Origin of the sequence: Pedobacter segetis (genome assembly GCF_016623585.1) — a bacterium.
GTDB lineage: Bacteria > Bacteroidota > Bacteroidia > Sphingobacteriales > Sphingobacteriaceae > Pseudopedobacter > Pseudopedobacter segetis.
On sequence record NZ_JAEHFY010000022.1, the window covers coordinates 35,681 to 54,764 of the forward strand.

Annotated in this window: 16 protein-coding genes and 1 tRNA gene; 5 read left to right on the top strand and 12 right to left on the bottom strand. The window is 37.3% G+C overall.

The features are described from left to right. Positions 1-127: 127 nt before the first annotated feature. Together I5M32_RS14190 and I5M32_RS14195 are read right to left on the bottom strand one after the other, a co-directional pair. On the bottom strand, positions 128-1,261 hold the full coding sequence (locus I5M32_RS14190; protein ID WP_234461968.1) for a glycosyltransferase family 2 protein: 1,134 nt from the start codon (positions 1,259-1,261) through the stop codon (positions 128-130). Further along, entirely contained in the window at positions 1,242-2,216 is a 975-nt protein-coding gene (locus I5M32_RS14195) for a lysylphosphatidylglycerol synthase domain-containing protein (RefSeq protein WP_200587524.1), read from the bottom strand. Before I5M32_RS14195 ends, I5M32_RS14190 begins: the two co-directional genes overlap by 20 nt. A gap of 51 nt (positions 2,217-2,267) precedes the next feature. On the opposite strand from I5M32_RS14195, the gene ruvC reads away from it, so the two are divergent. Next, entirely contained in the window at positions 2,268-2,834 is a 567-nt protein-coding gene (gene ruvC / locus I5M32_RS14200) for a crossover junction endodeoxyribonuclease RuvC (RefSeq protein WP_200587566.1), read from the top strand. Positions 2,835-2,854: 20 nt separating this feature from the next. Here ruvC and obgE read toward each other — a convergent pair whose 3' ends face one another. From obgE to I5M32_RS14215, 3 genes are all read right to left on the bottom strand, one after another. Next, positions 2,855-3,853, bottom strand: a complete 999-nt coding sequence (gene obgE, locus I5M32_RS14205; protein ID WP_200587526.1) for a GTPase ObgE — start codon at positions 3,851-3,853, stop codon at positions 2,855-2,857. Positions 3,854-3,934: 81 nt separating this feature from the next. Beyond that, positions 3,935-4,507, bottom strand: coding sequence for an adenylate kinase (locus I5M32_RS14210; RefSeq protein ID WP_200587528.1), 573 nt, complete (start codon positions 4,505-4,507; stop codon positions 3,935-3,937). A 66-nt stretch (positions 4,508-4,573) separates the two neighbouring features. After that, positions 4,574-4,647: transfer RNA gene (locus tag I5M32_RS14215), tRNA-Arg, on the bottom strand. A gap of 420 nt (positions 4,648-5,067) precedes the next feature. Here I5M32_RS14215 and I5M32_RS14220 point away from each other — a divergent pair. Then, the gene (locus I5M32_RS14220; protein ID WP_317193140.1) at positions 5,068-5,394 is read left to right on the top strand and encodes a BamA/TamA family outer membrane protein; all 327 of its coding nucleotides are present in this window, start codon (positions 5,068-5,070) and stop codon (positions 5,392-5,394) included. Positions 5,395-5,668: 274 nt separating this feature from the next. Here the strand turns inward: I5M32_RS14220 and I5M32_RS14225 are convergent, their stop codons facing one another. Together I5M32_RS14225 and I5M32_RS14230 are read right to left on the bottom strand one after the other, a co-directional pair. Then, on the bottom strand, positions 5,669-6,976 hold the full coding sequence (locus I5M32_RS14225; protein ID WP_200587532.1) for a cryptochrome/photolyase family protein: 1,308 nt from the start codon (positions 6,974-6,976) through the stop codon (positions 5,669-5,671). Continuing rightward, on the bottom strand, positions 6,969-7,874 hold the full coding sequence (locus tag I5M32_RS14230) for a TIGR01777 family oxidoreductase (RefSeq protein ID WP_200587534.1): 906 nt from the start codon (positions 7,872-7,874) through the stop codon (positions 6,969-6,971). Before I5M32_RS14230 ends, I5M32_RS14225 begins: the two co-directional genes overlap by 8 nt. A 403-nt stretch (positions 7,875-8,277) precedes the next feature. Here I5M32_RS14230 and I5M32_RS14235 point away from each other — a divergent pair, with 403 nt between their 5' ends. Further along, a complete protein-coding gene (locus I5M32_RS14235; RefSeq protein WP_200587536.1) occupies positions 8,278-9,198 on the top strand; it encodes a PorP/SprF family type IX secretion system membrane protein in 921 nt (306 codons plus the stop codon). Positions 9,199-9,395: 197 nt separating this feature from the next. On the opposite strand, the gene I5M32_RS14240 is transcribed toward I5M32_RS14235, so the two are convergent. Then, entirely contained in the window at positions 9,396-11,807 is a 2,412-nt protein-coding gene (locus I5M32_RS14240) for an outer membrane beta-barrel family protein (RefSeq protein ID WP_200587537.1), read from the bottom strand. Between the two features lie 61 nt (positions 11,808-11,868). Next, on the bottom strand, positions 11,869-14,337 hold the full coding sequence (locus I5M32_RS14245; RefSeq protein ID WP_200587538.1) for a TonB-dependent receptor domain-containing protein: 2,469 nt from the start codon (positions 14,335-14,337) through the stop codon (positions 11,869-11,871). A gap of 97 nt (positions 14,338-14,434) precedes the next feature. On the opposite strand from I5M32_RS14245, the gene I5M32_RS14250 reads away from it, so the two are divergent. Continuing rightward, positions 14,435-15,031 carry a thioredoxin family protein gene (locus I5M32_RS14250; RefSeq protein ID WP_200587539.1) on the top strand — a complete coding sequence of 199 codons (597 nt, stop codon included), beginning with the start codon at positions 14,435-14,437 and terminating at the stop codon, positions 15,029-15,031. Between the two features lie 149 nt (positions 15,032-15,180). On the opposite strand, the gene I5M32_RS14255 is transcribed toward I5M32_RS14250, so the two are convergent. Beyond that, on the bottom strand, positions 15,181-16,320 hold the full coding sequence (locus I5M32_RS14255; RefSeq protein WP_234461969.1) for a putative sensor domain DACNV-containing protein: 1,140 nt from the start codon (positions 16,318-16,320) through the stop codon (positions 15,181-15,183). 260 nt (positions 16,321-16,580) lie between these two features. Between I5M32_RS14255 and argH the strand changes: the two genes are divergently transcribed. Continuing rightward, the gene (gene argH, locus I5M32_RS14260; protein WP_200587540.1) at positions 16,581-17,912 is read left to right on the top strand and encodes an argininosuccinate lyase; all 1,332 of its coding nucleotides are present in this window, start codon (positions 16,581-16,583) and stop codon (positions 17,910-17,912) included. Between the two features lie 195 nt (positions 17,913-18,107). Here the strand turns inward: argH and I5M32_RS14265 are convergent, their stop codons facing one another. Together I5M32_RS14265 and I5M32_RS14270 are read right to left on the bottom strand one after the other, a co-directional pair. Then, positions 18,108-18,548 carry an RrF2 family transcriptional regulator gene (locus tag I5M32_RS14265; RefSeq protein WP_200587541.1) on the bottom strand — a complete coding sequence of 147 codons (441 nt, stop codon included), beginning with the start codon at positions 18,546-18,548 and terminating at the stop codon, positions 18,108-18,110. A 93-nt stretch (positions 18,549-18,641) separates the two neighbouring features. Beyond that, a complete protein-coding gene (locus I5M32_RS14270; protein WP_200587542.1) occupies positions 18,642-19,055 on the bottom strand; it encodes an OsmC family protein in 414 nt (137 codons plus the stop codon). Positions 19,056-19,084: the final 29 nt, after the last annotated feature.

A 19,084-nucleotide genomic window follows, 5' to 3' on the forward strand; every position in this document is an offset into this window, starting at 1 on the left:
GCTCAGAATGACAAAAAAAAAGCCTGCCCGAATTACTGGCGAGGATGCCGTTTCATCGTTAACGCTATACATTTACGATAAAAATATTTAATCTGTTTTAAAATCAGTTTAGTTAGAAATAAAATTATTAATTAACCATTCTGCCTTTCCAATTGTATTTGCCAGAATTACCCGCAAAACCAATAAAGATCAGATAGATAACATGCAAAAAAGTAAGGATAAACACGTTGTAGGCCAAACTTTTGCGTTTTGCAAAATCTACCAATAAATCTAAAAAGAATAGCTCTGATGCTAACTTGATGATAAATTGGATGGCAACTAGCTTTAAAAACTCTGGATAGAAAAAAGCTAAAATAAAATTGATGAGCAAAGATATGTTAAACAGCCAGACAGCTACGGCAACACCGATCAGTTTCTTGTCTTTATACTTCACGCTTTTGCTTGCCCATCTTTTTCTTTGTTGGATAAACTCTTTAAGGTTCGGTTTGCCATGGGTATAAACAATGGCATCCGGAGATTTACAAAAACCGATGGTGCCAGGATGTGCAAAAGCTACCTTATGCAAAAAAAGTTCATCATCGCCAGAGGCCAGATCATCAATCCCTTTAAAGCCACCAAGCTCAATAAAAACAGATTTTTTGTAGGCCAAGTTCGCACCGTTACAGGTAGAGGGCATTTTATTCCCTATGCCTGCGGCACCCAAGCCTATCAAACACAAAAACTCTAGGGTTTGCAACCGCTCAAAGAAAGATTTTTCTTCAAAATAAACCACCGGAGAGCTAATGAGGTTATAGTTTTTGGTCTCATACATGTTAACTATCGTATTTAACCAATTCTGTTTCATCCGGCAATCTGCATCGGTGGCAACGATCAGTTCTCCGGCAGAAAGTTTTATGGCTTCCGTAATGGCTTTCTTTTTATAAGAATTTAATGGTTCTTTCTCGTTAAGCTTGATCAGTTTTACGCCACGGTTGGCGTAGCTGCGTATAATTTCTGATGTTTTATCGGTACTGTGATCATCAACAATGATAATTTCTAACAGATTTTTGGGGTAATCTTGGGCTAAAAGATCTTCAATGGTTAGGTGTATTTTTTCTTCCTCGTTTCTGGCGGCTATCAAAACAGAAACTTTAGTAATGGGGTTTTTAGCACTTTTTAAAAAATGCGGTATTTTTTGCCAACCACTCCGCAAAAACAAGATTAAAAAAGCGTAAAAAAAAGTAAGTGCCAAAGAGCAGATACTAACTATTATGATGATCAAAGAAGTTGAGTTTAAAAACAAAATAAGACCCTAAAACAGCAGGGATAATCAAATTAACTAACCAAATTAATGCCGCAGCTGCCATTACGGCTATTTCTTGGTGCGTTATAAAACTAAAAAAATAGGTGGCCGTTAAACTTCTTACGCCAACATCCAACAAATCTAAGGAAGGTAAGGCAGATTGTATGAAGAATAGTAAAAAAACCATCAAGGCCGATTCATAATATGGGATGGCAGGTATCAATAAATGGATAACCATTAAATATTGGGAAGTAAAAACGGCAAACCTGGCCAAACTGTAAAGCATCACTTTTGCCAATTCAGATTTGTGGTAATCGCTTAGTACGCTAAAAAAACTTTTAAACCTTCTTAGAAATTTGATGCTGTTTAAAGATTTTTCTAACCAACGGATGTTAAAATAGAATAACAAGAAGAAAAAGCAGAAACCCATTACCAGCACACAAATGGCAATAAACAACCATTGATCTAAGGGTTTAAAATTATAGATAAACCATAATAAGGCCAATGCGCCCAAAACGTTGGTTATTACCATTTGTGCAATCTGCCCTACGCTCATGGCAACCATTCCTTTTATCCTTTTTCTTGATGATAAAAAGAAAATCCTGCCGCCATATTCCCCAATCCTGTTAGGCGTAAAAATGGCCCAGGTTAAACCACAAAAAACAGACTCTACCGCCTTATAAAAGCTGATGATTTCTATCTTGCGTACCAAAAACATCCATTTTGCGCTCTCTAACAACCAATTTGCAAACATCAGCAAAAGTACCAACCCTATCACTGCCCAAACTTTAACGATATTTAACTGATGGATGAGGTTGAGGAAATTCTTAAGGTTGGTGTTATCAGAAAGTTTATGATAAATAAAATAAGCTGCTAAAGCAACTATTATTATCTTAAAACAGTATCCTAGTATTTTTTTCTGATGCTTGGTCAAACCGTTGGTGGATTTGATACAATGTTAAGAATTTACCTTAATATTGCCCTAATGTTGAGAGAAAAATCCAAAGAACGAATTATTTTAGGGATTGATCCCGGAACTGCCGTTATGGGTTACGGGTTGGTAAAGGAAACGGGCAATAAGATTGAACTGATTAGTTTGGGCGTGGTAAAGATGACGCATTTAGACGATCATTTTTTAAAGCTCCAACGTATTTTTGAACGTACTTGTTTATTGATTGAACAGTATAATCCTGATTGTATCGCTTTAGAAGCACCTTTTTATGGCAAAAACATACAAGTAATGTTAAAGCTGGGCAGGGCACAGGGTGTGGCAATGGCCGCCGGTTTGGCAAAAGGCTTACCTATCTTTGAGTACTCGCCAAAAAAAGTAAAACAAGCCATCACCGGAAACGGGAACGCCACAAAAGAACAGGTTGCCGCCATGCTAAAACAACTGTTAAAATTTAACGAAACACCAGAGTTCTTAGATGCTACCGATGGTTTGGGTGTGGCGGTTTGCCATTCTTTCCAAAAAATAGCTAGTGCGGGTAGCGGTAAAACCTATAGCGGTTGGGAAGCTTTTGCCAAAGACAATACCAAAAGGGTAAAATAACAATAAGCCGGTTTATTTTTTTACTGATTGATGGTTTTCCAAAGCATATCTTTCAAATCCATTAAACCTTTATTGGCCAATGAAGAAATAAATATGGATGGAATGTTTTTTGGCAATTGCTTTTTCATCTCTTTTTGAAGCTCGTTGTCTAATAAATCTGTTTTTGTTATAGCGATGATCTTTGGTTTTTGCAACAACTCTGGATTGTAGGCCGTTAGTTCTGATAATAAAATCTCGTATTCTTCTTTTATGGTTCTTGGCGTATCTGCCGGTACCATAAAAAGCAACACCGCATTTCTTTCTATGTGCCTTAAAAACCTAAATCCCAAACCTTTTCCATCAGATGCGCCTTCAATAATCCCAGGAATGTCGGCCATAATAAAAGATTGATGCCCCCGATATGAAACGATACCCAAGTTAGGGACAATGGTAGTAAAAGGATAATCGCCAATTTCTGGTTTTGCGGCTGTAATAACGGATAGCAAAGTAGATTTGCCGGCATTTGGGAAACCCACCAAACCAACATCTGCCAAAACTTTTAATTCTAAAATTTTCCAACCTTCACTGCCAGGTAAACCGGGCTGTGCATATCTTGGCGTTTGGTGGGTTGCCGATTTGAAGTGTGAATTACCCAATCCGCCTTTGCCACCTTTCATGATGATCTGCTCTTCGCCGTCCTCGGTAATCTCAAATAAAACCTCTCCCGTTTCGGCATCTTTGGCAACGGTTCCTAAAGGCACTTCCAAAATCTCATCCCTTCCCATTTTACCGCTTTTCATGGTTGCCCCGCCTGCTCCGCCATCGCCGGCAAAAACGTGTTTTTTAAATTTTAGGTGCAACAGCGTCCATAGTTGTGCGTTACCACGTACAATAACATGCCCTCCTCTTGCCCCATCTCCACCTGCTGGGCCGCCCATACTGGTTTTTTTGTCTCTGTGTAAATATGCAGAACCAGGGCCTCCGTTTCCCGATTTACAGGAAATCTTCACATAATCAACAAAATTGGTTCCTTGAGACATTTCTTTTTATTTTGATATTTTTTTAAAATAAAATAGGATGCCATTAAATGAAACATCCTATTGTATCTTTTGAATATAATTCTAAAGCTGGTTTACAACTTTAACAATACTTGTAAAAATTTCTTCTATGCTACCCGTCCCCTTTACAGCATAAAATTTGTTTTGCGCTTTGTAAAAGTTGGCAACCGGGGCAGTTTTATTGGTATATTCTTGCACTCTTTGTTTTATGATTTCAGGATTTTGATCATCGGCCCTGCCAGAATCTTTGCCTCTCAATAACAATCTTCTTTCTAGCTCAAATTCTTCAACCTCGAGAGCAATCATCCCAGAGATGTTGTCATTTTTTGAAATCAAGAGTTGATCCAAAGCCTCTGCCTGGGCTACGGTACGCGGAAAACCATCAAAAATGAACCCTTTTGCATTGGGGTTGGCATCTAATTTATTGGCGATCATCCCTATAACCACCCCATCAGGCACTAAAAGACCTTGATCCATTAGCTTTTTGGCCTCTAAACCAAGTGGAGTGCTGTTGCTAATTTCTCCTCTTAAAATATCGCCGGTTGATAGATGGATAAGGTTATATTTCGAGATCAAGTTTTGGGATTGTGTGCCTTTACCAGCACCCGGAGGGCCAAATAGTACAATGTTTAGCATGTATGTGGATTAAAATTTAAAAAGCCTTTTTGCTGTTGGCAAAAAGGCTTTACCTTAAATTAATTGTGAACCTGAAGGGATTCGAACCCCTAACCTCCTGATCCGTAGTCAAGTGCTCTATCCAGTTGAGCCACAGGTCCAAAAAATATTGTTCTATACTGATTTAAGTTTAGAAAGATAAAGCCTTCGCTTAAATCGGATTGCAAAAATAGGCAATCATCTTTGTATTGCAAAATAATTTGTCATTTTTGGGAGGCTTTGATGGTTTTGCCAGTTAAAACCGCAGGTAAATGCTCCTTAAATTTTTAATAGATTAAAGGGTTTGTTTATTTTGAGACTTAAAACGGAATATTTTACGCATAAAACATCACTTATTAGTTAACATAATTTATTTGTTGCTGAAAGTTTATACTAACAACACACTTACAGGGTATAGGATACCCCTGATCATAAGATTTAGGAACATATTTAGGAGAGTACAGATAAAGGGTAGAAAATAATTAGGCAATGAGCGCATTAACGATTTTAGCGGATGCCCATATTGGAAGTTTAGGACAAGTATCAACGCTTTAGGTGGCAGACAATCATTGCGTGGCTATCGAGCCAACCGATTTTTGGCTCGTTCAATGTGGTTTACCAACGTAGAATTGAGAGTACGACTAGCAGAAACAAAATTAGGAAAGCAAAGATTTGCATTTGGCGTAGCACCGTTCTTTGATGCAGGAACAGTAAGAGACCGTTGGCAAGACTTAAACTTTAAAAACATTAAAACTTCTTATGGCGGTGGACTTAGAATTGCTTGGAATCAATCCACTATTTTATCGTTTGACTACGGACATTCAAAAGAAGACAGGCTATTTTACTTTGGCATTGGGCAAGCATTTTAGACTTCAAAAAGACTGCCTTAAGCATAAAAAAATTATCTTAGTCGGACGAAAAACAAGAAGACCAGCACCTAACAGCGGTTTAGCATAATGGCGAATTAAGTACTTCTTATAACAGTTTTGTGGTAGGTTTAAACGCAGTTCTTCTATAAAACATTTGTGCTAAAAATCTGCCACTACGCCAAGCCACAAAACGATGGCTCTGCTGTTAAGATAAAAAAATGTGAAAATTGAGGATTTAAACTTTTAATCGAAATATTGTGAATTATGGCGGTTATTATTTTAACGCTTCTTTATAAGTGTCTAAACACCTTTCCCTCGCAAATTTATGATCTACCATCGGTTGCGGATAGGTAAAGGGATCGGCATACTCTGGCACCCATTCTTTGATATATTTATGGTCTTTATCAAATTTTTTGACTTGTTCATAGGGGTTAAATATCCTAAAATATGGGGCGGCATCCACACCGCTACCCGCCGCCCATTGCCAACCACCAACATTGCTTGATAGTTCATAATCCAATAATTTTCTGGCAAAATATCGTTCTCCCCAACGCCAGTCTATCAGTAAATGTTTGGTTAAAAAGCTAGCAACAACCATGCGTATCCTGTTGTGCATAAATCCTGTCTCGTTCAACTGCCTCATGCCGGCATCTACAATTGGGTAACCTGTTTTTCCGTGGCACCAAGCTTCAAATTCTTTTTCATTATTGCGCCATTTAATTTGGTCGTACTCTTTTCTAAAAGAGTCTTTTGCAGAATGTGGAAAATGGTAAATGATAGAAAAATAGAAATCTCGCCATATCAATTCGCTTAGCCAAACATCACTTTTTTCTTTTTGGGCAACCTTTACCAGGTTACGGATGCTTACCGTTCCAAATCTTAAATGTACGCTTAACCTAGAAGTGGCATCTTTTGCGGGATAATCCCTATCTACTCCGTAGTTTTTTAATACATTTTTAAATTCTTTATCGGGGAAGTGTTGGGTGCTTTTCTCAAACCCTAAAGATTTTAGAGTGGGCAGATCAAAAGACTTTACCGGTATAAACTCTGTAAGGTACTTTTCTGTTGGATAGGGTTTGATGTAAAAATCTTTAAGTTTTGCCAACCATTTTTTCTTGTAAGGGGTAAAAACAACATAGGGATCTCCATCATCTTTTACTATTTCGGATTTCTCGAAAATCACTTGATCTTTAAAGGTGTAGAAAGGAATATCTTTTTTACTAAAATATTGGTTTAAAGATTCGTCTCTTTCTGTTGCGTAAGGTTCATAATCATGATTGGTATAAACTGCCCTCACTTCATAATCGGAAAGGATATTTGCCCAAACATCATCTGGTTTACCGTATTTTACCAGTAGAGAAGAGTTGTGTTTTTGGATCTGGGTCTTTAATTTTTCTATTTCTTGGTATATAAATGTGATACGGGCATCATCCTTGTCCTCTAACTTATCCAGTATGTTTTTATCGAATATAAAGATGGGCAAAACCTTAAACCCGCTTTTTAAAGCGTGGTATAAACCAGCGTTATCATTAACGCGTAAATCTCTCCTGAACCAAAAAATCGCTATTTTTTCTTTATCCATAAATATCTTTTAATGCGGGTTTAATTTCTGGGAACTTAAATTTAAAACCAGTTTCTTCTATTTTTTTAACTGCCATTTTTGTACTTCCCAAAACCACCGCTGCCATTTCTCCTAAGGCAAATTTAAGGGCAAATTCTGGCACATTGGGCAACCATAAAGGTTTTTTTAATTGATTTGCTATACTTTTTGTGAGCGAGGCATTTGTGATGGGGTATGGGCTACTCATGTTGTAAGCGCCAGCTAAGGTCTCATCATCAATGCCTTTTAGGTACATTTCTGCAACATCATCTAAATGGATCCAAGAAACCCATTGTTTGCCGTTGCCCAAGGGCGTACCAAAACCATATTTAATAGGTGCCGCTATTTTTTGTAAAGCCCCGCTATCCTTATCTAATATAACGCCTGTTCTAAATTTGGCAATTCTTAAATTAAATTCTTTGCCCTCGTCAACGGCTGCTTCCCAAAATAGGCAGCAATTTGCCAAAAAGTCGTTGGCCGGCAAATCTGCTTCGCTCATTAAATCATCACCTCTATCACTGTAGTAGCCGGCTGCCGATGCAGAAATTATTTCTTTTACCTGATTTTTCTTTTCCCGCATGAGTTTATAGATCAATCTGATGGTTTCTGTACGGCTCTCGATCAATACTTTTTTGCGTTCGTCTGTCCAGCGTTTATCTGCAATGCCCGCACCTGCCAAATGTACTATCGTATCAACACCGTCTAAACAATGCTCATCAATTGTTTGCTTTTTAACGTCCCATTGATATGTTTCTATTTTAGAATTTGGCTTTGCAGAACGGCTTAGATGGACCACTTTATGCCCTTTATCTAGCAATAATTTGGTTAACGCTTTACCAACTGTGCCGCTGGCTCCGGTAATCAATACTTTTTTTCTCATTATTTTAAATTAACCCTTTATGCAGAATTTAGTTTTGATGATTTTATCAATTCTCTATTTAGGTGCAAAGGAAATAAATACTATTTGTGTGGAAAAAAATCCCATAATATCAACGTTTATCAAAATCAATATTTAAGCCAATAATTAAGCGCTTTTTAGCAGGATATTTATTGTGAGGATTAACCGAGGTTAAAAAAATTAATCAAATCAAAAAATTAAAGACCTAAACGATAATATTTTTCTATCGCAAAAAAATAAATATTTAATTTTCAATTATCTGATAATGAGTTATTTAAAATTAAAAAAATATCAATTAAATGTAACCAAAAACTAGCAGAACCCGTAAAAAAAGGCAACTCTCTCAACACCTGTTTTTTATTCATTAAATTAATTAGGGTTAAGCATGAAATGCGTTTTTACAGCTATTTTCATTTTTTTCTGTTTTTTGGCATGTAAGGCACAGCAACAAGCTATGTACACGCAATACATGTTTAATACGCTTGCCATAAACCCTGCTTATTCTTGTTTAGATGAATCTTTGACCATTACTGCGTTAAGCCGCCAACAATGGGTAGGTTTTAAAGGTGCGCCAAAGACCCAAACAGTTTCTATACATACCCCAATTGGGGAAAGCAATACTTTTATAGGTGCAATTTTGGTAAACGATCAAATTGGCGAGGTAATTAGGGAAACCGGGGGCGATTTAAGCCTCTCGCAGCGTGTGCCGGTAGGCTTAGAATCATATTTGGCCATTGGGGTTAATGTTGGATCTAGTAGTTATGGCGCACAATATTCTGATAATTATAAATACAGCCCGGCTTCTGCTACTGACCCTGTTTTTGAAGACCAAAACAGCATTAGGGTTAACTTGGGCTGGGGTGCAATGTTGTTTTCTGATAAATACTACATTGGTATTTCTTCTCCTCATTTTTTTTATAAGGATGTTACCAGCTTAACCAAGGCTGCCTCCAAAACCGCTTATAGGCCTCATTATCTTTTGCAAGCGGGTTATTTATTGCCAATTAATGATGAAGTTAAGTTTAAGCCCAACTTTTTGGTAAAATACGTTAATGGATCGCCAATTCAGTTTGATCTGAATGCCAGCTTTCTTTTGAACGAGAAATTTTGGTTGGGTGCTTCTTACCGAAGTTTAGATTCTTTTGATGCCGTAGCATCGATATTTATTACGCCAGACCTGCAATTGGGTTATTCTTATGATTTTACCAATACAGCATTGGCAAAGGTGCAAAGAGGGTCGCATGAGATCTCTTTGCAGTTTAGGTTGCCCGTTAGAGGGAGAGACCATACTGCCTGTTATTTTTAAGGGACTGTTTAAAATTTATCTAATAAATTTAAGCAGGCTTTAGATGGTTTAAACTTTAATTCTGCGATATTAAAGCGCATTAAGGATATTAATGGAAATCTCCGCCTGTTTTGCGGGTAGGCTTTTTGTTTTTCACAAAAAGATTGTAATATATAGCCCCGACCCCGATTTTTCATCAATGTAATGCCCAATTGCTATTATTTCTTTTTGCCACTATCTTTCTTATCTATTTTGGTAAACCTGTAGCTTAATGATAAAAGAAAATTACGGGTCCTTTGTATAGAATAACTTTCTTGGTAGAAGTTAGGGCCTTCTGTTATGCTGGTAATGTTTTTTTGTGAAAAAGGGTCAACTGCGGTTAGCCTTAAGCCAATTTTGTTTTTAAATAGGTTTTGCTTAAAGCCAAATTGTGTTTCTACGGATCCGTTTGATGTGCCCTGTGCCGCGGTGCTTTTAAAATAATTTATATTGGCTTCAAAAGCGGCAGACTTTTTTATAGAATAATTGATGCCGATGTTTGATCGGATACTGTAACCATTGCGGTTATATCTTGTGTTTAGGGCCGAGCTGTAATCAACCTTGCTTAATGTGAAACCGGCATTAAAAGTTTGTTTTCTTGATGCCCGATAGTTGCCAAAAACAGTAAAAGATAATGCGGAGCTGTTTGCCAAGTTTTTGTAGGTAGTAGCCGATGATCCATCTGCATTTACGGTTTTGATACGCTCAATGATCTTGTTGGAAACTGCATAACTAAACCTTGGCGAAAAAGACCATTTATCGGTAAATATGCTGAAGTTTAATCCGTACTGATTGGTAAAAGAGGGGATTAGAGCTGGGTTTCCGTAACGGATGTTTTGAGGGTCAGAATCGTCTATGATCGGGTTTAAGGCGTTTTCCCTAGGCCTAGAAATACGCCGGCCGTAGTTTAGGCCAATGCTATACTTATTATTGAAAGATCTGTTTATCCCAATACTTGGGAATAAACTTAAATATGGGGCAATGTTTAGATTTGCGGCATTTTCTTGCTTAAAAGAAACCTGGGTAATTTCTGCCCGGTTGCCTAGCCTAAACCCCCAATCTTTGATCTTAAAGCGGTAAGATAAGTACCCAGAATAAACATTTTGGTTAAACTTGAACTTGTTGGTTAAAGCGGGGTTAAAAACATAATCGTTTAAGGTATAATCGTAATTTTTTACGGCTTGGCTTTGATCAGAAAAATTGAAGGACCCTTTTATCCCGGCTTCTAATTTACTGTTCAAAAAGTTGAATCCTTGGTCAAAATCGACATTAACATCTATATTGTCCCCAAAATCTTGGTTATCATTGTATTGAAGGCTAGGATCGTTGGTAATAGGAGAGCCATCTGGGTTTAGCAGATATCTAGAATAGTCTCTGTTACTATTATTAGAATTTTTTTGGTAGTTTAAACCAATGGCATATTGGGCCAGTTTTTTGGTTTTTAGGGTATAATCCAGATCGGCAACCAGATTAAGGTTTTTGCCGTTGCTGAGGTTGTTTTGCCTGCGTAAGGTTTGGGCTATTAAATCTTGGTCTAAATATAAGTTGTTAGAAAGCGACTCATTGTCGCCGTTGTTGTAACCGCCCCTAAATGAAAATTTAAGGTTTTGGGCAGAATCTATCTGATAAGAGGCTCCAAAACGAGAATCAAAGCCATTAGAAATGCGATTGTTATTGTTATCTTGGTTATTGTAGGTGGTATCGTTAAAGATATTGGTTTTGTTAGAACTGCCATCATAATATCTTACCCCGTGTTTAAAGCCTGCATTGGAAGAAAAGGAAAACCTATCGTTTTTTTTGGAGACGAAAAAGCCAGTATTATAATCGCCCATGGTACCCACCCTGGTTGATAAGTTGCCCGTAAGGCCTAATTTTCTGCCTTTTTTCATTACGATATTGATAATACCATCGCCATCGGCATCAAATTTAGAAGAAGGATCTGTAATTACCTCAATGGTTTCGAGGGCATCTGATGGTAAAATGCTCAATAAATCGCCAATGCTACTTGCGTTATAATCAGACGGTTTCCCGTCAATAAAAATCCGGGTATTTCTTTTCCCCGCAATGCTCGGTTTACCGTCTATATCAACGGTTACCATTGGTACGTTCTTTAGAATATCTGTGGCAACGCTACCTTCAGAAAAAATACTTTGGTCTATATTGTAAACAATTTTATCATCCTGCATTTCTATGATAGGCTTTTTATATTCTATCACTACTTCGTTCAACATCTTACTATCAGCATCTAAGGCAATTTCACCTAAGTTGATAGTAAACCTGTTCTCATCAATGATAATTTTTGAGATGGTTTTTGTTTGAAAGCCAACGAAAGAAAACTTGATGTTGTAGCTACCTAAACTTAAATTTTTGATAGAAAAATTTCCGTTTGCATCTGTTTGGAAGGATTTGGCAACTGTACTATCCACACCGCCAAAAAGCGAGATATTTACGAAGGGGATAGATTCATTATGGCTTAGATCCATCACTTTTCCGCTTAGGCTGCCAGGTTTTATTTGGGCTAAGGCAGTATTAAATGCAACAATTAATAAAGTAAGAGCTAAATATCTTAGGTTGGTAAATGTTTTATCCAAAGCAATTAATTATCATAAAAAAGTCTAAAGAAAACATAAGACTTTTAAAAATCAAAATGGTTTAAAAACCCATGTCGTCATCTTGTTGCGCTGGCCGTTTTTGTTGTTTCTTACCATCGGGGTTGCTTTGCCCAAAACGATAGCTGAAGGTAAAACTGAATACCCTACCTATCCTGCTTCTTTCCCATTCTTGTATAAACAGGCCGTTATTGGTTACCAAGCCAAATTTTCTGGTGTTAAATATATCCCTAATATTGAAAGAGATACTCCCTTTGGTTTTTAAAACGTCTTGCTTTATGCCACCATCTACGCTTAGCATTTGCTTTATCTGCCCTTGAGATAGCGTTCTTGGTGCAGAATAGAAAGCACTAACTTGTGTAGAAAGCCCTTTTGTGATGTTATAATTGGTGGTTAAATTGCCGTTATAGTTAAAGCCAGAATTATCGTTAATGCCCAAATCTGCAACTCCTTTAAAATAGGTTTGGAAAAAGTTTAGGTTTCCGGTAAGGTTAAATTTCTTTGTAATATCAGCCCTGCTGATCAATTCTAAGCCAACGGACTGGTTTTTAGAAAGATTATAATACCTAGAGATCGTACCGCCAAGCTCATCGGGGTTATTATCCCTTAAACTTTGTACCACATCATTTACCAAACGGTAATATAACGAGGACGTAAAGGTAACGGCAGGCCAAAATTTAGCATAACTAAACTCAAAAGAATGGATATCTTCTGGTTTTAGGTTGGGGTTACCGATCCTGATGTTATACCTATCAGAGCGATCTGGGAAAGGATTGGTTTGGTAACTTCTGGGCCTATTAACCCTTCTAGAGTAGCTCAATTGTAATTGATTGTTGCCTTTTAATTTTTCTGTTAAAAAAACACTAGGATAAACCCTTAAATAGGATAGTTTACTTGGGATTTTTAAACTTTGCCCATTGGCATCCAATCCGGTTACGGTAGTATTCAAATAGGCTTGCTCTGTTCTTAACCCAAACTGAAAACCAAAGTTTTTTGTGAGTTGGTTTTGATAGTTTGCATAAATAGCATGTACAATATCTTGCAGTTGGAAAAAATTACTTTGTGTATTGTCTTTACTGTAATTGCTCGTATTGTTTATCAATGTATCAGAATATTGATTTTGGTCATCATATTTTAGGGTGCTTCTATAACCAGCCTCAAACTTGCTCTCACCTTTTAAAGGTAAGGTATAATCTAATTGTATATTGTAGCTTTTGGTATCTTCAGCAACATTGTTTCTTCTGTCAGATGATATCCTGTTTTGTGAAACAGCCCCATTGCTATCAAAAAAGTTCTGAACTATTTTTTCGGTTTGATTTTGGTTTCCGTTTCCGTAAGAGAAGTTGCCCGTAATTTCTTCTTTGGGTTTTTTAAATTTATGCGAGAAATCTAAATTAAGGTCGTAGCCAAAATCATTTTCATTTTGATTGTTAAAGCCAGAACCATAATCTAGCAAGGTGTTACTTTGGCTTAAAAAGCGTTGCGTTAAATCGTCTCTATCCAAATCATTACCAAAAGAGAAATTCCCAGAAACAGCAACAGAAGTTTTTTCTGAAAAATACCTTTCTGCACCTACCTTAAAGGTGTTGTTTTGCCCGCTTCTATTAGATATTTGGTTAGAAAAAGAAAACGGGGCAACATTGGTTGCGGGGTTTAAGAATGTGGTATTGGTTTTTCCGGCACCGGGCCTGTTACCGTCCCTAAAACTGTAGTTACCAGAGATGTTCCATTTTTGGTCTCTATAATTTAAACTTCCGTTGGCGTTATAATTATCAAACCTACCAGCAGAAACCGCCACGTTGCCGTTAAATCCTATTTTTTGGTTCTTCTTTAAAACGATATTGATAATACCAGATTGCCCTTCGGCATCATATTTTGAAGATGGATTGGTAATCAATTCTACCCGTTCTATGGCACTTGCGGGTAATGATTGTAAAATGGAAGTGATGTTTCCACCTCCAAACGTGGAAGGTTTACCATCAATTAAAATCCTAACATTGCTGGTGCCTCTTAAACTTACATTCCCGTCTAGATCTACCTGTACAGAAGGAACCGTTGCCAATAGATCTGTTGCAGAACCTCCTTGGCTTACAATGCTTTGGTCGGTATTAAACACTTTTCTATCGATACCCAGTTCTATCACATTTTTTTTGCCGGTAACAACCACTTCATTTAACAGAGCACCTTTTCCTTTCTCTAGTTTTAAAGTCCCTAAATTCAACTGTTTTTGGTCTTTGGTAGCCACAATGCTTTCAGAAAAAGGGGCATAACCCACAAAACTGATTTTTAAAATATAGCCGCCATCATCTACTTTGGTAAAAGAGAAATTACCGTTCAGGTCTGTTTGGCCACCTTTAATCGGTTTATTGGCTAAATCTACCAGGTTTACAGTGGCAAAACCTATCGCAGAACCATCTTTGCCATCAACAACTTTCCCTTTTACGGTAATGTTTTGCGCAAAAGAAAACGTATAGATTAATGATAACAAAAGGGTTAGTATCTTAAATTTCATGATTATTCTAATTCTTAATGATTAGGTTTGGTAACCGCAAATTTGGTACGGTGTTTTATATATTAAAGCATAGTAACCACATTATTACAGATACAAAATGATATATACACCAGAAATTATTGAAAACGCTTTAAGCTATCAACAATATAGAACTTTGATCGATGAGCTTTTATTAGACCATAGGACTACGGGTAACGATGTTGATACCGCTTTTGTGCATTATACCAGATTAAACGTTCAGAGGATGAAGAGGCTGGATAAAACCACAACGATCAATAAAGAAATTGAAAAAAGATTAAAATTGATAGATCAATATTTTACTTTTCTGATTGTGACAGAAGGCTGGTGCGGAGATGCAGCACAAACCATCCCGGTAATCAATAAAATCGCAGAATTATCAAATGGTAAAATTTCTGTTAGGTTGGTTTTAAGGGACAGAAACCTAGACATTATCGATGCTCATCTCACAAATGGCGGTAGGGCAATACCCATCGTCATAATATTAGATAAAGATCGTAAAGAAATAGGTTCATGGGGGCCAAGGCCGGCAATTTTACAGCAAGAGGTTTCTGAATGGGTTAAAGACCTTAGGCTGACTAAAGAAGACAGGATAGAAAAAGTACACGCTTGGTATGCACAAGATAAAACTATGGCCACACAATCTGATTTTTTAGAACTTTTAAAAGCGTTATAGCGAGAATAAAAGCGGTTAGCTACTTTTCTCGCTTAACATATTCTTCAAATAACCTAATGAATGATATTTTTTTGAGGAAAAAGTTTTTTGCTGTTTTCTCTGATAAAACCAAGATTAAGCTTTGGGGCAAGGCTTTTCTCAATTATCCGTTAGATCAATAGCGTATCAATTCGATGTGCCTGTACCTTATTTGCAACCTCAGACCACGAAAAAACAGTAAAATGCCCGTCTTGTGAAGCTACCATTGCCAAAGCATCCCTCTGATCATAAATAAATTGGGCAGCCGATAAATGCCTTGTACCGCCCACCTCACCGGCAAATCTTTCTTTAGCCTCGCCGCCATCAACCGGCTCTATGTATAAAATGGTTTCCAATACTGCACTCGCATCTTTGCGAGAAATTTTTGCGCCAAAAGTATAAACGTTAAAATCCCTGCTAATTACCATTGCGCCATCAACCGCGGTTAAACCGGCAATATTTTCTACCTCGTTGTATAATTTTATGCGCCATTCAATTTGTGCGGTTTCTTCTTTATAGTCTTCCATCAATTTTGCCAAAGAGCCAAAAGAAGGATATACGGGATAAGTTAAAGGGTGCACTATAGATTTTCTCCATTCTGATGAGTTGGGCGGTACTACCAATAAAATCCCACCGTGTTGATGTTTGCGCATAGAAACCGCCAATTGGATCAACACATTTACCCCGTTATTTAAAGAACAGGGAGAGTTTAGATCTAACAGTGCCGTAACTACAGAAGGCGAATCTTTTTCGGAACCAAATTGTTTGTCTATAATTTTAATCTCATCGCCTTTTAAAACGGCAACATTGGTGTATTTCCCAAAACCATACAATCTTCTGTGTTTAATTACCAACAAACCGGCCTCAGAAACATCGCAAACAAAACAATAATCAGGGATGGTTAAGGTAGTCCCCCAGATATAAATGCTGCCATTCTCTTCCCAAACGCCCAAATGCACTCCTGCCCGCTCTATACCAGGTGCTAGTTTTACCAATGTATTGGTATTAAAAGGCAGCCTTACACCAAATAGCAAAGGTTGTTCTGCCTCTTCGGGCGATAAAAACGATATAGAGATCTTGGGCGATCTTCCCTCTTCTTTTCTCAAGCTGGCCCAAAAAGCAACATTTATTATCGCTTCAATATTTTGCTGCTTAGGTATAGAGGCGATTTTTTGCTCTCCTTTTTCTATCGCAACCCTAATCAAATCTTTAAAATGATTTTCTAAAACAACGGATGCGGTTTTGGCTGCTTGATAGGTATTCTGGTTCATGATGCCCAAATTTAACTTTTTGTTTAACGCAACAAGAAAGGAAATGAAAGAGAAAAGTAAATTTTTAAGTAATGTTGTTAAAACGTTCTTAAAATAGTTGTTTAAAAATAAAGGCAGATTCTGCATTAATCTGTGGGTAGTATTAAAGAATAGCTTGTTGTGTAGCTTAAACTTTCCCAAAAGGCAACCTTAACCCGTTTGTTAAAAAAGGGCTTCAACAATATCAAAAAGTTTATATTTGCAGCAAAACAACCCACAGCATGAAACTTTGGCAAAAAGAAACCTCCACAAATAACCAGGTAGAAACATTTACGGTTGGGCAAGATCGTGAAATGGATTTGTTTTTAGCCAAGTTTGACGTTTTAGGTTCTTTGGCGCACACCAAAATGTTAGAGAGCATTGGTTTGTTAGATAAAAGGGATCTGGACGAGATCCAAAAAGAACTCAAAAACATCTATAAAGAGATAAAAGCAGGCAAATTTACTATTGAAGATGGGGTAGAAGATGTCCATTCTCAAGTAGAGATGCTTTTAACCCAGCGTATTGGCGAAGCAGGGAAAAAAATACACAGCGGGCGTTCTCGTAACGATCAAGTTTTGGTGGATTTAAAACTTCTTTTCAGGAACCAAATACAAGAAATGGTTACCTCTGTGCATGAACTTTTTAAAGTGTTGGTTTTACTCGCCGAAGAGCACAAAAACAAACTGATGCCCGGCTATACACATTTGCAGATTGCGATGCCATCATCTTTTGGCTTATGGTTTGGCGCTTACGCAGAAAGTTTGATTGATGATCTAGAGGTTTTATTGGCGAGCTATAAAATCTGCAATAAAAATCCATTAGGTTCTGCGGCCGGTTATGGTTCTTCATTTCCTTTGAACCGCACCATGACCACCCAATTATTAGGTTTCGATAACTTGAATTATAATGTGGTTTATGCACAAATGGGCCGTGGTAAAACAGAGCGCATCTTATCCCAAGCCATGTCTTCTATAGCGGCAACGTTAAACAAAATGGCAATGGATGCTTGTTTGTTTATGAACCAAAACTTCGGTTTCATTTCCTTCCCGGATGAATTAACAACCGGCAGCAGCATTATGCCGCACAAAAAAAACCCCGATGTTTGGGAACTCATCCGTGGCAGAACCAATCAATTACAAGCTTTGCCCAACCAAATCATGATGCTGACCACCAATTTACCTTCAGGTTATCACCGTGATATGCAATTGCAAAAAGAAACTTTGTTCCCAGCTTTCCAAAGCTTAATGGCTTGTTTAGATATGACTAAACTAATGCTTAAGAACATCAGAATAAAAGATAATATCCTCGACGATGCAAAATATAAATACCTTTTCTCGGTAGAAGAAGTTAACAATCTTGTTTTATCCGGAACACCTTTTAGGGAAGCCTATAAAAAAGTTGGGATGGATATAGAAGCTGGGAATTTCAGTGGAAACTATGAGATAAACCATACACATGAAGGCAGCATTGGAAATCTTAATCTGGATGAAGTGAGTAAAATGATGGAAGTTATGATTGCTGAATTTAAGTTTGAAAAGATAGAGAAAGCTTTAGGATATTTGGTTAAGTAAAGGTTTTTGACCATAAAGTTCGCAAATAAATATCCAGAGCCTGCAGGTTTTAGGCATGGTAAATCATTTAATCCAAAAAATGATTGATCGGGCGCTTATAAAGACTTGATCATCTTAATCCTACGGTTGTAGAAAAAACAACCTTCAACTCTGCGTAAATCAGCGAAACATTTATACTCCGCTAAATGCGACAAATCAATTTAAGACATCACCCAAATCTTTTTCCTTAGTAATCAAATCTGCTATGGTAGTTTCTGTAAGGATCTTTAAAGTTGCATCCCTCACGTTTCTAAAAGTATCACGGATGCCACAAGTTTCTTCATCTCTACATTCCTCACATTTTTGGTAAAAGTTTAAGCTCACACAAGGTAATTGCGCAATAGGGCCGCCGGTTAACCTCATAACTTGTACCAAATTAATGTCCTTTGGATCCTTCAATAAAGAATAACCGCCACCAGCACCTTTTTTACTGTATAAAAAACCAGCGTTACGCATCTCCAATAGAATCTGCTCTAAAAACTTTTTCGGGATATTTTCTTTTTGTGAGATGGAAAGAATGTTCATAGCCTCGCCACCAAAGTTTTCACCCAATGCAATCAATGCCCTAATGGCGTATTTTGTCTTTTTAGATAACAATATCTTTTATTTTGGCAAGCTTAAGGCAAAATGCTTAAAGCATTATATAATATAATGCAAATAGCTTTTCGCCTATGGCTTTCGGTTTTTTGCTTAAATAATTTCCAAAGTATAATTCACTTCTACCCCACCTGCAACCAGCATATCATGCACAGAGCAATATTTTTTTACCGCCAATTCTGCTGCTTTTTCTGCTTTAGCTTTATCTATATTTCCCGTTAAACGGAATAAGATATGAATTTTTGTGAAAACCGTTGGGATTTCTTCTCTTCTTTCCCCATCAACCTCCACAGAAAAATCTGTAATTTCTTGTCGTTGTTTCTTTAAAATGCTGATCAAATCCAAAGAACTGCAAGAACCTAATGCCATCAACACCAATTCCATAGGGCGTACGCCCAAACCTTGTCCGCCAATAGCCTCAGAGCCATCAATATGCACTTTTACATTTCCGCTCCCTTTAGCCTCAAAATGTACGGCATCGTTTAATCTATTTAGTTGTATTTTCATTCTATTTAGATATGAGTATTGAGATGTGA